This window comes from candidate division WWE3 bacterium, from assembly GCA_026396615.1.
Classification (GTDB): domain Bacteria; phylum Patescibacteriota; class WWE3; order JAPLWK01; family JAPLWK01; genus JAPLWK01.
On sequence record JAPLWK010000002.1, the window covers coordinates 1 to 14,428 of the forward strand.

General features: G+C 44.6%; 13 protein-coding genes and 1 pseudogene. 7 read left to right on the forward strand and 7 right to left on the reverse strand.

Features of this window, described 5'->3' with window-relative positions; all coding sequences use genetic code 11:
* Both NT141_00205 and NT141_00210 read right to left on the reverse strand, forming a co-directional pair.
* Positions 1-201, reverse strand: a 201-nt coding sequence (locus NT141_00205) for a prepilin-type N-terminal cleavage/methylation domain-containing protein (protein ID MCX6783484.1), incomplete at its 3' end; no start/stop codon positions are given.
* 70 nt (positions 202-271) lie between these two features.
* Positions 272-1,207, reverse strand: a complete 936-nt coding sequence (locus tag NT141_00210; protein MCX6783485.1) for a prepilin peptidase — start codon at positions 1,205-1,207, stop codon at positions 272-274.
* A gap of 232 nt (positions 1,208-1,439) precedes the next feature.
* Between NT141_00210 and NT141_00215 the strand changes: the two genes are divergently transcribed.
* Complete coding sequence (locus tag NT141_00215; protein MCX6783486.1) at positions 1,440-2,165, forward strand: hypothetical protein; 726 nt, start codon at positions 1,440-1,442, stop codon at positions 2,163-2,165.
* A gap of 120 nt (positions 2,166-2,285) precedes the next feature.
* On the opposite strand, the gene NT141_00220 is transcribed toward NT141_00215, so the two are convergent.
* From NT141_00220 to NT141_00240, 5 genes are all read right to left on the reverse strand, one after another.
* Positions 2,286-2,804, reverse strand: coding sequence for a type II secretion system protein (locus NT141_00220; GenBank protein MCX6783487.1), 519 nt, complete (start codon positions 2,802-2,804; stop codon positions 2,286-2,288).
* Positions 2,805-2,826: 22 nt separating this feature from the next.
* Positions 2,827-3,084: a hypothetical protein gene (locus NT141_00225; GenBank protein MCX6783488.1), complete on the reverse strand. Its 258-nt coding sequence runs from the start codon at positions 3,082-3,084 to the stop codon at positions 2,827-2,829.
* Between the two features lie 14 nt (positions 3,085-3,098).
* Positions 3,099-4,313: a type II secretion system F family protein gene (locus NT141_00230; GenBank protein MCX6783489.1), complete on the reverse strand. Its 1,215-nt coding sequence runs from the start codon at positions 4,311-4,313 to the stop codon at positions 3,099-3,101.
* 206 nt (positions 4,314-4,519) lie between these two features.
* Positions 4,520-5,575 carry a type IV pilus twitching motility protein PilT gene (locus tag NT141_00235; protein MCX6783490.1) on the reverse strand — a complete coding sequence of 352 codons (1,056 nt, stop codon included), beginning with the start codon at positions 5,573-5,575 and terminating at the stop codon, positions 4,520-4,522.
* An 81-nt stretch (positions 5,576-5,656) separates the two neighbouring features.
* Positions 5,657-7,237, reverse strand: a complete 1,581-nt coding sequence (locus NT141_00240; protein MCX6783491.1) for a GspE/PulE family protein — start codon at positions 7,235-7,237, stop codon at positions 5,657-5,659.
* A 210-nt stretch (positions 7,238-7,447) separates the two neighbouring features.
* Here NT141_00240 and NT141_00245 point away from each other — a divergent pair, with 210 nt between their 5' ends.
* The 6 genes and pseudogenes from NT141_00245 (at position 7,448) to NT141_00270 (ending at position 14,325) form a co-directional block, all read left to right on the forward strand.
* Complete coding sequence (locus NT141_00245; GenBank protein ID MCX6783492.1) at positions 7,448-8,146, forward strand: hypothetical protein; 699 nt, start codon at positions 7,448-7,450, stop codon at positions 8,144-8,146.
* Between the two features lie 12 nt (positions 8,147-8,158).
* A complete protein-coding gene (locus NT141_00250; protein MCX6783493.1) occupies positions 8,159-8,740 on the forward strand; it encodes a hypothetical protein in 582 nt (193 codons plus the stop codon).
* Positions 8,741-8,763: 23 nt separating this feature from the next.
* Positions 8,764-10,716, forward strand: a complete 1,953-nt coding sequence (locus NT141_00255; GenBank protein MCX6783494.1) for a DNA gyrase subunit B — start codon at positions 8,764-8,766, stop codon at positions 10,714-10,716.
* A 54-nt stretch (positions 10,717-10,770) separates the two neighbouring features.
* On the forward strand, positions 10,771-11,082 hold the full coding sequence (locus NT141_00260; protein MCX6783495.1) for a Trp family transcriptional regulator: 312 nt from the start codon (positions 10,771-10,773) through the stop codon (positions 11,080-11,082).
* An 82-nt stretch (positions 11,083-11,164) separates the two neighbouring features.
* Positions 11,165-13,650, forward strand: a pseudogene (gene gyrA / locus NT141_00265) (DNA gyrase subunit A).
* Between the two features lie 3 nt (positions 13,651-13,653).
* Positions 13,654-14,325 carry a ribonuclease HII gene (locus tag NT141_00270; protein ID MCX6783496.1) on the forward strand — a complete coding sequence of 224 codons (672 nt, stop codon included), beginning with the start codon at positions 13,654-13,656 and terminating at the stop codon, positions 14,323-14,325.
* Positions 14,326-14,428: the final 103 nt, after the last annotated feature.

Consider the following 14,428-nt stretch of genomic DNA (forward strand, 5'->3'; position numbering starts at 1 on the left):
CATTTTATCAGCCACGCAAGATTCGTAAGCTTTTCCTAGTGATTCAACATTAGCCACAGCTCTGGCGTCCGTAGCACTTTGAATCTTAGCTGCAGGATTAATGGCTGCAATAGCTACTACACCAAGAATGGCGATAAGAGCGATAACAACGAGTAACTCGACTAAGGTGAAACCACCTTCTTTTATTTTAATTTGAGTCATTATTTCACCCCCTTAGTAATTTTCATATTTCAATTAACTACTATAAATATGCGTTGTTTATAAACCACTGTCAAGAGGGACGGATCTTGAAGTATAGTTGGAGTAAAAAGTCGCTCCATAGTAGTGCGATAGGGATAGCTAAGACCAAAAATGGCCCGAAGTGAATCGTACTCTTGAGTCCCTTTTTCTTAAATAGCATGAGAACAAGCGACACTAAAGCCCCAGTCACAAAAGCAATCATAATGGCGACAGCAATTTTAGGCCAGCCACAGAGCAGTCCCATTAAAAAAGCAAACTTAACGTCACCAAGACCCATTCCACGACCGCGGGTGACGAGTACAAGGAGCAAGAAAAAGGCGACAGCGAGAATGGCGCCACCCAAATCCCAAGCGAGCGGTATTAAATAGTAGTTTTTAAGATGAAAATCTAAGAAGCCGGTTTGAATTAAATACTTTCCCAGTTTATTAGCAGGGTCTAGAAGATTTGACCGCAACAACCAATAACCGGAAGCGGCGTCCCAGATTTTATAAATGACAGTGAGAGCCACCCCCCAGATTAACGAGACATCAGGAATGATGCCGTCGCGCAGATCGGCAAAAAAAATCGCGATCAAAGTTAAGCTGATTAACAAAGCTAAAATAAAACTTACAAATCTTATAAAATCTACTGGTGCTATAAAAATAGGCAAAGCGGTCTTAAAGAAATAAAAATACAGAGAACCAAAGGTTAAAGCGGTTGCCAGCTCAACACCGGGATAAAAAGCCGACAGAGAATGACCGCAATGCCGACATTTTCCTTTCTGAACAAGCCACGATATTAAAGGAATATTTTCACGCCAAGACAAAAGGTGATTGCAAAAATCGCAGTGTGATCGGCCTTTTGTGACCTTTTCAGATCGAACATAACGAGTTACAAAGGCGCCAACAAAAGAACCGAGACAAAGACCGAGGATAGAAACAAAGACCAGCGACAGAATCCACGGGAGCAAATTAATTAAAAAGGACATTATGAGTAGAGTAGAGGACGTTAATAATTAAATCAAGATGTTTGTTTTTTTACGTGATCGGATCGAGGACGACCCATGGGTCGTCCCTACAAAATCTAGAAGGAGATCACCTCAAGTTGACTGCGAATGACACGTCTTCGACTCCGCCCTTCAGCTGACCTCCTTTAAATCTGTAGGGACGACCCATGGGTCGTCCTCGATCAATTTCAAAATAAATGTGTAATATTAATATATGCATTATTTTGATCGACGTAACCCACGTCTCAAAAAACACGATTATAGATCACCCACAGATTATTTCGTGACAATATGTACACACGAACGTAGATTTATTTTTGGTGAAATTGTAAATTTTAACCCAGACGTTATTTTAGGAGAGGCATTGATTCCGGACCCAAGAATTGAAACCGAAAGTAATCATGAATTTAACATTAATGCTGCTCTAAAGGCATTCCCGGATGTTATTACCAAATATCATCCAGGTGATATGAAATTAAGCGCGTTCGGAAAAATAGTTGATGAAGTGTGGAAAGAATTACCAAAACATTTTCAGGTTTACCTTACGGCCTATCAAATAATGCCAAACCACCTGCATTTAACACTCACCCTTGAGAACCTGATCGAGGATGACGCCTGCGTCATCCCTACAAGATCGGAAGGAGGTGACCTTCAGTTCTGCGATGCTGCTCAGGAGGCCTCCTACCAAACTGTAGGGACGGGGCATGCCCCGTCCTCGTCCAAACAGACCTCATTGGGAAATGTAATCGGATCGTTTAAATCTGAAATTTCCAAACGTATACATGAACAAACAGGAAACGACCAAACGATTTGGCAAACCGGTTATTACGACCACATTATTAGAAGTTACGACGATTACAAACGGATTCGAAATTACATCGTTCTTAATCCCAAGATTTGGTTTCGGGATCGGAATAATCCCAACAATTTTAATCTTTAATCGAGGACGAGGCATGCCCCGTCCCTACAGAATGAAAGGAGGTTTCTAAAAGAATCCACTAAACCAAAATCCCCCGAATTTCTTCGAGGGATTTTCTTAATGTTCTAGAACACTAAGTCTTTATACAGGATCGCCAAGCAGCGTTAAGCCCGGATAAGAGCCCACCTCGTACCAACCCGCGGAATTACCACCATCATTGGCCTCTTTCGCTTGATAATCAGCCGACTCAAAGTGACAATTCAATTCGTAGCCATCACTCACAGTACTCGCGAAACGGTAGTGATAGGTAGCATTGTTAATCGGGTCAATTGGGAGTACCGGCAAGTATTTTCCCAAGCCCGGAGCTTTAACCACGGTGTAACCCAGCCAACCAGTACCATCAACCAATCGAGTCGCCCCGCTGGTATTACTGTCGACCTCGGTAATCGCAATCAAAGAAATAGAGCTATCGGCAATACTTAGATCAATCGCTTTGCGAATGGATTCCAAATCGGAAATCCGGGCCGCGTCATGACCCTTCTTAATCATTTCCAAAGGATTGATAGCCACTAATGCTACCGCCGCCAAAATACCGATGATCGCGATGACCACCAATAATTCTACTAAAGTGAAACCGGAATTTTTTTTATTTGTAGTCATGTTTTCACCTCCTTCGTAATAATTAATTTAGGCAATAAAAACCCTCAAAACTCATTAATCCTTTACTATTATATATAGTATGCGGATCTTCTTGATAATATTTGGAAATTGGTTTAAAGCAACGAGCGCTGCCGCTGGCTTCAGCTGAGAGGTGAGTTAAGGTCGCTTTGTCGATCATTTGACGATCGCGTTCGAGAGGATTAAATAAAGAATAAATAAATAAAAAAGAAACTACGATAATTAATAATCCAATAACAAATTGCAAAGATCGATTAGGCATAAGATAACTAAACTTTAGAACGAAGTTGTTAACTTGTAAATAGGGGTAATAATGCTAAAAATTAAAACACCAACGCCGGCCCCCAAAATGACCATAATTAAAGGCTCCATAGCCGAAGAAAGGTTCTTAACGGCGAAATCAGTCTCACTTTCAAAGTAAGCGGCTATATCAAGTAACACCTTGTCGATCTTGCCGGTTTCCTCGCCGACTTGTAACATTTGCGAAACCAATTTAGGGTAATTGGAGTCACTAGCGATAATTTGGGAGAGGGGCATGCCGCGACCAACGCTGCCAATAGATTTATCAATCGTATCTCTTAATAAAGTGTTGCTCAGGGAATCTTTGGTGATCTTTAGGGAATCAATGATAGGAACGCCGCTGCCGATTAGGACCCCCAAATTTCGAGTAAACTGAGCCAACTGGGACATTTTAACGATTGAGCCAAAGATCGGCAGTTTAAAAATCAGGACGTCCAAAAAATGTTTACCAAAAGGCGTTTTTTTAAAGGCCCGAAAGCCATAAGCAAAAGCACCACCGGCAATAATAATTGCCCACCAATAACCAGCCACAAAGTGTGACGCCCCGAACATAATTTTAGTAGTGATTGGTAGATCAACGTTCATGCTGGTAAACATTTCGCCAAGCTTAGGCATCACGAAAATCATCATCACCCCAACCACGCCGGTCATCATAACCATAATGACGATGGGGTAAATCATGGCCCCAGTGAGTTTGCCTTTAAACTCACGCGATTTTTCCAAGTTGACGGAAAGACGATCCAGCACTTTGTCTAAAGTCCCGGAAACCTCGCCGGCCCGCAGCAAACTTAAATATAGTTTGTCAAAAGAAGTTGGGTATTTTTCGAGGGCCTTTGAAAGCTGGGAACCGCCTTCAATATCTCGGACCACTGAATCGAGTAACTCTTTAAAATATTTGGAAGAGGTTTGGCCTTGCAGCGTTCGAATGGCGGAAACAAGCGGGAGGCCGGAGCTAATCATGGTATTTAATTGCCGCGTAAAATTGTAGATATCCTTACCGGAGGCTTTATTAAAAAATTTATTGGCAAACTTAAAAATATCGTCGGCCTCCTTCTTTTCGGTCATAGAGATGATGAGCAGCCCCTGGTTACGCAGGAGCGTGAGAGCCGACGGTTGTGAGTTAGCCTCAACCAAGCCTTTGCGTTCGTGACCAGAAGATATTTCCCGGGCTTTGTAGGTATATAGAGCCATAAATAATATGTCATTCCGGCCCCGGAGCCGGAATCCAGTAACTAAAAAACTGGATCGTAGTTATTTGCTATTGGTTATTTATTAATGACTATTTATTTGAGGTTAAATGACCAATTCAATAATAAATAATCAATAGTCAATCACCAATAACCAATAAGTACGGTTAGATCGTTTACTGGATTCCGGGTCAAGCCCGGAATGACAAGCTAACCCAAAGCAAGTCTCCGAACTTCATCCGGCATCAAAGTATGCTGAATCGCCTCATCAATGCTAATTGTGCCTTTTTTAACAAGAGATGCTAAAGACCGTTCCAAAGTAATCATGCCTAGATCGTAGCTCGTCGCCACGACGTTATTAATTTGGAAGGTTTTTCCCTCACGAATCAAATTACGGATGGCATCATTGTTAATTAAAACCTCGCAAGCGGCGATCCTGCCCCCGCCAATTTTGGGAACCAGACGCTGAGAAATCACTCCCTCTAATATTGACGCCAATTGTGATCGCACTTGTGTCTGCTGGTTTTCCGGAAAAACGTCAATCATGCGATCAATTGATTGAGCGGCAGAATTCGTATGTAAAGTAGCGAGGACGAGATGGCCCGTTTCGGCAACGGTGATCGCGGCCGCGATTGTCTCAAAATCGCGCATCTCACCAACCAGAACTACTTCGGGATCCTCTCGCAGAACGCTGCGAAGTGCTGTTTCCCAGGATAAAGTATCTTTATACATTTCTCGCTGCGCAATTAAGGCTTTTTTGGGCGTAAAGACGTACTCGATAGGGTCTTCAATAGTCACAATGTGGCAAGCCCGAGTACTATTTATAGAGTCAATAATTGAGGCTAAGGTGGTCGACTTACCCTGACCGGTGGGACCGGTGATTAAAACCAGGCCTTGCGGTAACTTACCAAAATCATACAAAACCTGCGGTAGCATTAATTCCTCGATGGTGGGAATTATCGCCGGAATATACCGAATCGCCGCTGCCGGCAGCCCTTGTTGAGTAAAAGCATTAATGCGAAAGCGGGCATTACTCGGCAGACTATACGAAAAATCAATTTCTTTATTTAATTCATAAATGCTTTTTTGAGAAGCACTCATGGCGGAAATACTAGCGTCATAAACGTCTTCGCGAGTTAACGGCGCTAAATTTGGTAAAGATTGCAAGGTGCTATCAATTCTGACTAACGGCGGAGAACCCACGGTTAAGTGCAGGTCTGAAGCTTTTAGATCGACTACTTTTTGTAATAATGAGTCAAGTAACATACTAACTCCTAGCCACTCTCCATACTTCCTCCATCGTTGTCGTGCCCTCAAGTACCTTCATAAACCCATCTTGAATCAAGGTTACCATACCCTCGGAAACAGCGACTTTTTCGATCTCCGTACAAAAATGCCGCCTCGGCCATGGTAGCCGCTATGATCACATTTATCGCAACCAACCGCCTTGTAAACCATAACCTGCGAATTAGCTTCTCCTTTATATAAAGGGCCGAGAGAATTTTTTATCTCCGTGGCTACATCCGGTAGAGCCGCTTCGGAGGCTTTGCAGTATTGGCAGAGGTTACGAACTAAGCGCTGGGCCACCACCACATTAATAGTGGAAGCCAGCAAAAAGTTTTCAACCCCCATATCTAGTAACCTTGGAATGGCGCCTGATGCGGAATTAGTGTGAAGAGTTGATAAGACTAAGTGACCGGTAAGCGCGGCGTTGACCGCCAGTCCGGCCGTTTCGCCATCGCGAATTTCTCCCACCATAATTACATTGGGATCTTGTCGCAATATAGAGCGGAGAACCGAGGCGAAGGAGAGCCCGATGCTGGAATTGATCTGGACTTGATTAACCCCGGGAAGTCGAATTTCGACCGGGTCCTCTAAAGTGACGATGTTAACGCGGACCGTATTAAGCTTAGTTAAACAGGCCGCTAAAGTGACTGTTTTGCCGGAGCCGGTAGGGCCGGTGACCAAAATAATGCCATTAGACTTTAAAAGTGCCTCTTGTAGGCTTCGTAGAGCGTTACCGCGAACCCCTAAATCTTGCAAAGTGAGGACGGTACTTTCTTCTTTTAATAACCGAATGACGATCTTTTCGCCAATGGCCGTTGGCAAGGTAGAAATACGCAAATCAGTTTCGGAAGTGCCAACTTGGACCTTAAAACGACCGTCTTGCGGTAGCCGGTGCTCATCAATTTTAAGATTCGCTAAAATTTTAATGCGGGCCACCAAAGAGTTATGAACTTTTTTAGGAATCGATAGTTTTTCTTGTAAAACACCGTCAATCCGATAACGAACACGGGTCCGCTCTTCTTCCGGCTCAATGTGAATATCAGAAGCGCGGGCTTTAACCGCATATTCAAGGATTGTAGAGACGATACGGGCGACAGGGGCATCCCGCACCACCTCTTCAACCTTGTTAATGTCACTCAAATTCTCAGAAATTTTGGTGGCCATGCCCGATTCCTCCAGCACAGCCGTGACGTCTTTACTAATGCTTTTGCCATACTGCTCATTGATGGCGCGAGTTACATCAACCACATCACCAATAAAAGCTGTTACCGTGCGATTAGTTTGGCGTTCTAAAAAGTCAATAATTTGCAGATCCAACGGATCAACCATGACGAGCTTTAAAGTTGAATCAGTGGCTTCGAAGGGGAACAAAGTGTATTTCTTGGCCACACTTTCAGCCACAAGATCTAAAACATTGCTGGGAATTTGAGCGTCACTGATTTCATGATAGGGAATTTTATAAAGCTCGCCTTGAGCCATGGCAATATCACGAGTCGACACTAATTTCCGGTCTTTAATAATAGTTTGAGCGTCCCGGCCGCTGTTGGCTACTTCAAGCTTAATTGAAGCCAGTTGATCGGTGGTAAGAAGATCTTTGGCGAAAAGAACGTCCGAAATATCTCTCTGGGCAGACAGATCCATGATCTAATCTTACGTTAAGAACAGAAAATTTCAATAACGTCATTCCGGGACAAGACCTGGAATCCAGCCACAAACAATTAATTTGAAATTTAAAATTTAAAATTTGAAAACAATTTTAAACATTTCAAATTTAAATTTACAAACTTTGATTTCAAATTTCAAATTGAAAATTAGCTTTTATGTTTAATAGACGTATATACTGGATAAGATATGATCAAAACTGTTAGCTTTATTACCACCCTCATCACCGGCTCAACCATCGTTGATCGCGTCACTAAAGCGCGTGCGCTAACCGCAGAAATCTTGGCTGATCAAAATCCCAAATACGACCTCTTCGTCATTGATTCCCATAAAATCATGGACGAAGACGATAAAAAGAGTGTTGGGATCGCAAGGTCGCGAGAACTAATTGATTTTCTAAAAACCAAGCCTTTTAGCCATTCGGCCAAAGTCGGCCTAATTTTGGAAACGCATTTTCTAACCCCGGAAGCCTTAAATAGTCTGCTAAAGACTCTAGAGGAGCCGCCAAGCAACTCCTATTTAATTCTAACGGCTGATAAAAAGACTAGTTTGTTACCAACTATTATTTCCCGTTGTCACCTTGTTAATTTAGGCGACAGAATCCCTAAAGAGCAGACAGAGACCACGAATATCACTGCGATGCTAAAGGCTAAAGGCGATTGGGTAGACTGGGTTAACGAGCATAAAGAAGAGCTGACTGACCGCGCCAAAATGGCTGATTATATGGCTGGTTGGGAAGGCGAACTGCGCGGCGCTTTGCTAAAAGACGACACTTCAAAAAAGACCGTCATTAGCGCTTTAGAGAAGCTGTGGGTCGCCAAAAGCCTTATTTTGACCACTAACGTTAGCGTTCGCCTGGCAGTTGAAGAGTTTGTCCTCTCACTGTAGAATGCAGCCATAGTGCTGTCTGACCCCCATTACCTAAAGGCTGCTAATAAACTCAAAGACGAGCGTCATTTGGAAATTCAGGTGGTAAGCATCATCGAAGAAGCCGGTGGCGATTTAATTGTCTATTTAAAACAGGTCAAAGAAAATAAAAATGATACTAAGTCCGGTTTAAAAAGCTTTAAAGATGACTTAGAGGCTACTTTAGGGCGACATTTGACCCTCCAAATAATTGGCAGTCGCGAGGTGGCGGCTCTCCTCGGCGGAGTAGGGCGCTGTGACAGGGAACTCTGCTGTCACCAGTGGCTGCCGTCACCGCAAAACCCAAGTGCACAAACCTTGGTTGAACAAAATATTGATGGCATTCCCTCGGCATATTTGGGAATGTGTGGTAAATTATTATGCTGCTTGATTTACGAAACTGATAATTTTAAACTGGATTGCGCTTACGGCACTAAAATCAGGGAGCAATTAACGCATGAGTCAGTGGAAGTGCAACGTAAAGTCGAAGAGGCAAGAGGGCAGGCCGAGGTGACAAAACCGAAGATCGAAGAAAAGAAACAGAAGCGTGTCGTTCACAGAGTCCTAAAGAGGTAAGTTAACCTAATTTGAAATTAGCAATGACAGACATAAAAGACAAAGCAACAACCGAATACGGCGCTGATCAAATAACCGTTCTTGAGGGCCTAGAACCAGTTCGCAAACGGCCGGGAATGTACATTGGATCAACGGATCAAACAGGCCTTAATCATTTGGTAACCGAAATCGTGAATAACTCGGTTGACGAAGCGGTCGTTGGAGTGGCCACCAAAGTCTATATTGAATTCCGAAAAGATGGTTCGGTAGCGGTTCTTGATGACGGCCGCGGTTTCCCGGTGGAAGTTAAAAAGGAATATGGGGTATCAGCGTTAGAATTAGCGCTGACGAAGTTACATGCGGGCGGCAAATTTGGAGCTGGTGGCTACAAGCGGAGTGGAGGACTGCATGGCGTTGGAGCCAAGGCCGTGAACGCTCTTTCTAAATATATGATGGTCGAAGTCAACCACGAAGGCGTTTATAGTCGTCAGGAATACTCTCAAGGCATCCCTAAATACAGCGTCAAAACAATCAAAGATCCCAACCCAATTTGGAAAAGAAATGACGGTAAAAATGGCACCTATGTTGTTTTTAGCCCTGATCCCGAGATTTTTCAAACCACGGAATTTGATATTAAAGCCTTAAAGGCCGCCTTTCGGGAATATGCCTATTTAACGGCCGGGCTTAAGTTTGAGATTTACGAAGAAATCGAAGATCTACGGACTAGTTACTATTTTGAGGGCGGTATTAAGTCTTTTGTGGAATCTTTGGACCGCCACAAAGAGGCGCTGCAGGAGTTAACCTTTTATACCCACCGTGAAGTGGACAACATAGACGGCGAAGTGGCTTTTGCCTATACTGACAGCTTTAACGAGAACGTTATTTCCTTTGCCAACAACATTCGGACCCCTGAAGGCGGTAGTCATTTAACCGGCTTTCGGGCCGCACTGCTGCGATCTATCAACGAATACGCCCGCAAAAACGGCTATCTTAAAGAAAAAGACGATTCGTTTACTCAGGAAGATATTAAAGAAGGGTTAACCGCAGTGATATCGGTGAAGCTGGACTCGCAGATTTTGCAATTTGAAGGGCAAACCAAGGCTAAACTAGGCAATGCCGAGGCCCGCGGGGCGGTCGAAAAGATTGTTAAAGAAGCCTTAGACACCTATCTGGAAGAAAACCCGCGCGATGGGGCGGCGATTTGCGAAAAGAACATCTTGGCCTCACGGGCGAGACTTGCTGCCAGGGCGGCCAGAGAGACTATAATTCGCAAATCTGCTCTCGAAGGTGGGGGCGTGCTACCTGGTAAACTAGCCGATTGTCAAGAAAAAGATCCTTCAAAGACCGAATTGTTTATTGTGGAAGGCGATTCCGCAGGCGGTAGTGCCAAGCAAGGCCGTGACCGTAAAAATCAAGCCGTGTTGCCATTATTTGGTAAGGTGTTAAACACCGAACGAGCCAGACTCGATAAGATCATTGATAGCGACAAATTTAAAGTGCTGATTACAGCCTTGGGGGCGGGAATTGGCGAGCATTATAATCCCGCTAAACTGCGTTATCACAAATTAATTATTATGGCCGATGCTGATGTTGATGGCAGCCATATTAGTGCTCTGTATTTAACATTTTTCTACCGGCATTTACGAGACCTGGTCGACAACGGCTTCGTGTATGTGGCCATGCCACCACTTTTTAAAGCCACATTTGGTAAAGAGAAAAAATACATTGCGACAGACGCTGACCTGAAGATATTTACCGAAGCTATGGAAAATTCAGGCAAGAAATTCCAGATCTCCCGCTTTAAAGGACTCGGGGAAATGAACGCCGAAGAATTGTGGGAAACGACAATGAATCCGATGACCCGTCAGCTTAAAAAGATCATGGTCGTGGATGCCGCCAAGGCCGACGAGACTTTTACAATTCTAATGGGTGAGGAAGTGGCCCCGCGAAAGAGGTTTATCCAGACCAACGCTAAACTCGCAGAGCTAGATGTCTAGTCAATATGTCATTCCGGGCTTGACCCGGAATCCAGTCACTGTATACTAAACCCGATGACCGCCATACCCAAAGACATTCTTATAATACTATCTCCAACAGAAGCAGAGGAATTACGAACCCGCGTGAATGTTGCGGCACTTTTGGAGAAGAAAGCAACTTACCGTGAAATCCAAAAGCAAACTAATGTCGGCGCCGCAACCATTGCCAGAATTGTTAAAAACATGCGTACACCGGAAGTGGAGAAGATGCGAGGAGAGGTAAAAAAAGTTTCCAAGATCCATACCACCAAATTCAATCCTCATAAGTACTCGTTCGGCTTCATCGTAGGGGCTCAGCCTGCTGAGCCCGCAACTGACCATAAATGACCGTGTGTGCGGGTTTTGCAGGCAAAACCCCTACGTTTTGACGCTTTTGCAGACATCTCAAATAAGGTATAATACCTAAGCTATGGCAAAGACCCCAGTAGAACAGTCAGAAGAAGAAATAGTCGTCGCCCCTGCCAACTCAATCATCGAGACCTCAATTAGTACCGAAATGGAGAAGTCATACCTAGATTACGCTATGAGCGTGATTGTGGCCCGGGCTCTGCCCGATTGCCGTGACGGCCTAAAACCGGTTCACCGCCGGGTTATTTACGCCGCTCACGAACAAGGCATGCACTACGGCACCCGCTATCAAAAATGCGCTGCCGTGGTTGGAGAAGTTCTTAAAAAGTACCATCCGCACGGTGACGTAGCGGTTTACGACGCTTTGGTTCGCATGGGTCAGGATTTCTCCCTACGATATACTTTAATAGACGGCCAGGGTAACTTTGGCTCCATTGACGGCGACTCCCCAGCCGCCATGCGGTACACCGAGTGTCGCTTAGATAAACTGTCGGATGCGCTTTTAACGGATATTGACAAAGACACCGTTAAATTTATTCCCAACTATTCCGGAGATTACTTGGAACCGGAAGTTTTACCGTCAACTGTCCCTAATTTACTGCTTAATGGCGCCTCTGGCATCGCCGTGGGCATGGCTACCAACATTCCGCCTCACAATCTTGGTGAGGTCGTGGACGCTTTACTTTACGCCATTGATAACCCTGGTGAAGTCGTTAAGACTAAGGAATTACCCGCGGTCATATTTACGATAAAAAAGAAATTGCCAATGTGTACGCCACCGGTCGGGGTCGAGTTTTGATGAGAGGAACGGCCAACATCGAAGAAGGCAAAAAAGGCTTTCAGATCATCATTACCGAGATTCCGTACATGGTAAATAAATCGGATTTGGTAGCTCGAATTGCCGATATGGTTAAAGAAAAAAAGATTGATGGTATTGCCGATTTACGAGATGAGAGTAACCGCATTGGCATGCGGATTGCGGTGGATTTAAAGCGCGACGGCAACCCACAACTCGTCCTCAACCAACTCTTTAAACACACCGCGCTGCAGTCAACTTTTAACGCCAACATCGTCGCTTTAGTTAACGGCGAGCCGAAAACGATGACCTTAAAAATGATCCTTCAAGAATTTGTGAAGCACCGCCAAGTAGTGGTGTGGCGGAGGACGAGGTACTTACTGGCCGCCGCGAAGGCAAGGGAGCATATTTTGCAAGGCCTTAAAATAGCCCTGGATCATTTGGACGAAGTCATTAAAACCATTCGCAATGCTAAGGACGCGGATGAAGCTAAAGTTCAACTAATCAAGAAGTTTGGGCTGGACGACATTCAAGCGACCGCCATTTTAGACATGATGTTGAGACGGCTCGCGGCTCTCGAGAGACAGAAAATAGAAGATGAATTAAAAGCGATTCTGAAGACAATAGCAGAACTGGTGGCACTTCTGGAATCAAGAGTGAAGATTTTAGAAACAGTAAAAACGGAGTTAACAGCGGTTCGCGAGAAGTATGGTGATGAACGAAAGACCAAGTACCACGCTGGTGGAGTAGGGGAGTTTGAATTGGAAGATTTAGTGCCCCAAATGACGGTAATAGTCACCATGACCAAAGACGGCTACTTAAAACGATTGCCGGAAGACGCTTATCGAAGGCAGGGTAGGGGAGGGAAGGGCGTTAATAACGGCAGTCTTAAAGAAGAGGATCAAGTAGACACAATGCTAGTTTGTAACACCCATGACAACGTTTTCTTCTTTACGAACAGAGGCAAAATCTATCAAAAACGAGCCTGGGATATTCCCGAAGGCAGCCGCACTGCTCGTGGCAGCAACGCGGTTAACCTGTTGGCCATTGAGCAAGGCGAAAAGATTCTCTCTATATTACCAGTAACTAACGCCACCAGCGATCAAAAAACTGACAGTCCCACATCTCCCTTAACACCCCAAGCTCCCAAATACATTTTCTTAACTACAGAACAAGGCACCGTTAAAAAAACAGAACTTACAGAATTCGACAATATCCGTAAAGGCGGTATTACCGCCATTAAACTGGACGTTGGCGACAGTTTAGCCTGGGCTAATACGACCACAGGGAACGATGAAATAATGCTGGTAACAGCGATGGGTAAATCGATTCGTTTTAGTGAGAAGGACGTCCGGCCAATGGGTCGGAGCGCCGCCGGAGTACGGGGCGTGCGACTGGGAGTAGGGGACAAGGTCGTTGGTATGGCGATTATAAATAAAGATTCTGATAAAAAGATATTCACGATTTCCGAGCGTGGCTTCGGCAAACAGACGGGAATGACAGAGTATGGGGTCCAGAATCGCGGTGGTGGTGGTATTTTTACGGCTAAAGTGACTAGTAAGACTGGAAAATTAGTGGCTGCTCTCGTCGTCGATAAAGTTTCGGAGTGTGATCTTTTAATTACCTCTAAACTTGGTCAAATGATTCGGCTACCGGCAAAAGATATTCCCACGTTATCACGCACCACTCAAGGAGTAACGCTAATGAGGTTCGATGCGGAGGACAGAGTGGCGGCCGTCACGACATGCTAACAAATGGTTTCTCCTACATTCGATTACGAAAAATCACTCTGGTCCCAAGGCTATGATCTCGTCTGCGGAATCGACGAGGCGGGTAGGGGACCACTCGCGGGGCCAATGTTGGCTGCAGCCGTTATCTTCCCAAAAAACTTTGCCTATTCGACATATTCTACCTATCAAACCTACCCATCGATCCGTGATTCCAAAACTCTTTCTAAAAAACAGCTCGCCACCGCCGCCGCTTGGATTTACGACGTAGCTTTAGGCGTTGGGGTGGGTAGGGTAGAGAATACTGAAATTGATGAAGTAGGACTCTCTAAAGCCGAGCAACTAAGCTTTAATCGCGCCCTGGCAGCCCTTCCGCGTAGTTGCCAGGAGGAAACTGCCAAAATATTTTACTTAATCGACGCCTTTACGATTAACGACGTCAAAAAAGACGTCCAAAAAGGCATTATTCGGGGTGATCAGCAAGTTTTTAGCATCGCCGCCGCCAGTATTATTGCCAAAACCGAGAGGGATAAGATAATGGGGGAGTACCATCTAAAATTCCCGCAGTACGGCTTTAATAAGCATGTTGGCTACGGTACTAAGCTGCATCTGTCCGCGTTAGCAAAATACGGACCATGCCCGATACATAGAAGAAGTTTTGCCCCAATGAAAAACCACCACTTGTCATTCCGGGCTTGACCCGGAATCCAGTAATGTAAAAATCAAAAATATTTGAATTTTGATCTTGGTTTTGACCTTTGATCTTTGCATTTTGATCTATCGTTGACTGGATTCCGGCTCC

What these genes read in the sequence shown, in the direction of transcription:
- NT141_00240 (MCX6783491.1), bottom strand. Translation starts at nt 7,237, where the DNA reads ATGGATCTGTCTGCCCAGAGAGATATTTCGGACGTTCTTTTCGCCAAA.
- NT141_00220 (MCX6783487.1), bottom strand. Translation starts at nt 2,804, where the DNA reads ATGACTACAAATAAAAAAAATTCCGGTTTCACTTTAGTAGAATTATTG.
- NT141_00255 (MCX6783494.1), top strand. Translation starts at nt 8,764, where the DNA reads ATGACAGACATAAAAGACAAAGCAACAACCGAATACGGCGCTGATCAA.
- NT141_00230 (MCX6783489.1), bottom strand. Translation starts at nt 4,313, where the DNA reads ATGGCTCTATATACCTACAAAGCCCGGGAAATATCTTCTGGTCACGAA.
- NT141_00235 (MCX6783490.1), bottom strand. Translation starts at nt 5,575, where the DNA reads ATGTTACTTGACTCATTATTACAAAAAGTAGTCGATCTAAAAGCTTCA.
- NT141_00225 (MCX6783488.1), bottom strand. Translation starts at nt 3,084, where the DNA reads ATGCCTAATCGATCTTTGCAATTTGTTATTGGATTATTAATTATCGTA.
- NT141_00210 (MCX6783485.1), bottom strand. Translation starts at nt 1,207, where the DNA reads ATGTCCTTTTTAATTAATTTGCTCCCGTGGATTCTGTCGCTGGTCTTT.
- NT141_00215 (MCX6783486.1), top strand. Translation starts at nt 1,440, where the DNA reads ATGCATTATTTTGATCGACGTAACCCACGTCTCAAAAAACACGATTAT.
- NT141_00270 (MCX6783496.1), top strand. Translation starts at nt 13,654, where the DNA reads ATGGTTTCTCCTACATTCGATTACGAAAAATCACTCTGGTCCCAAGGC.
- NT141_00245 (MCX6783492.1), top strand. Translation starts at nt 7,448, where the DNA reads ATGATCAAAACTGTTAGCTTTATTACCACCCTCATCACCGGCTCAACC.
- NT141_00260 (MCX6783495.1), top strand. Translation starts at nt 10,771, where the DNA reads ATGACCGCCATACCCAAAGACATTCTTATAATACTATCTCCAACAGAA.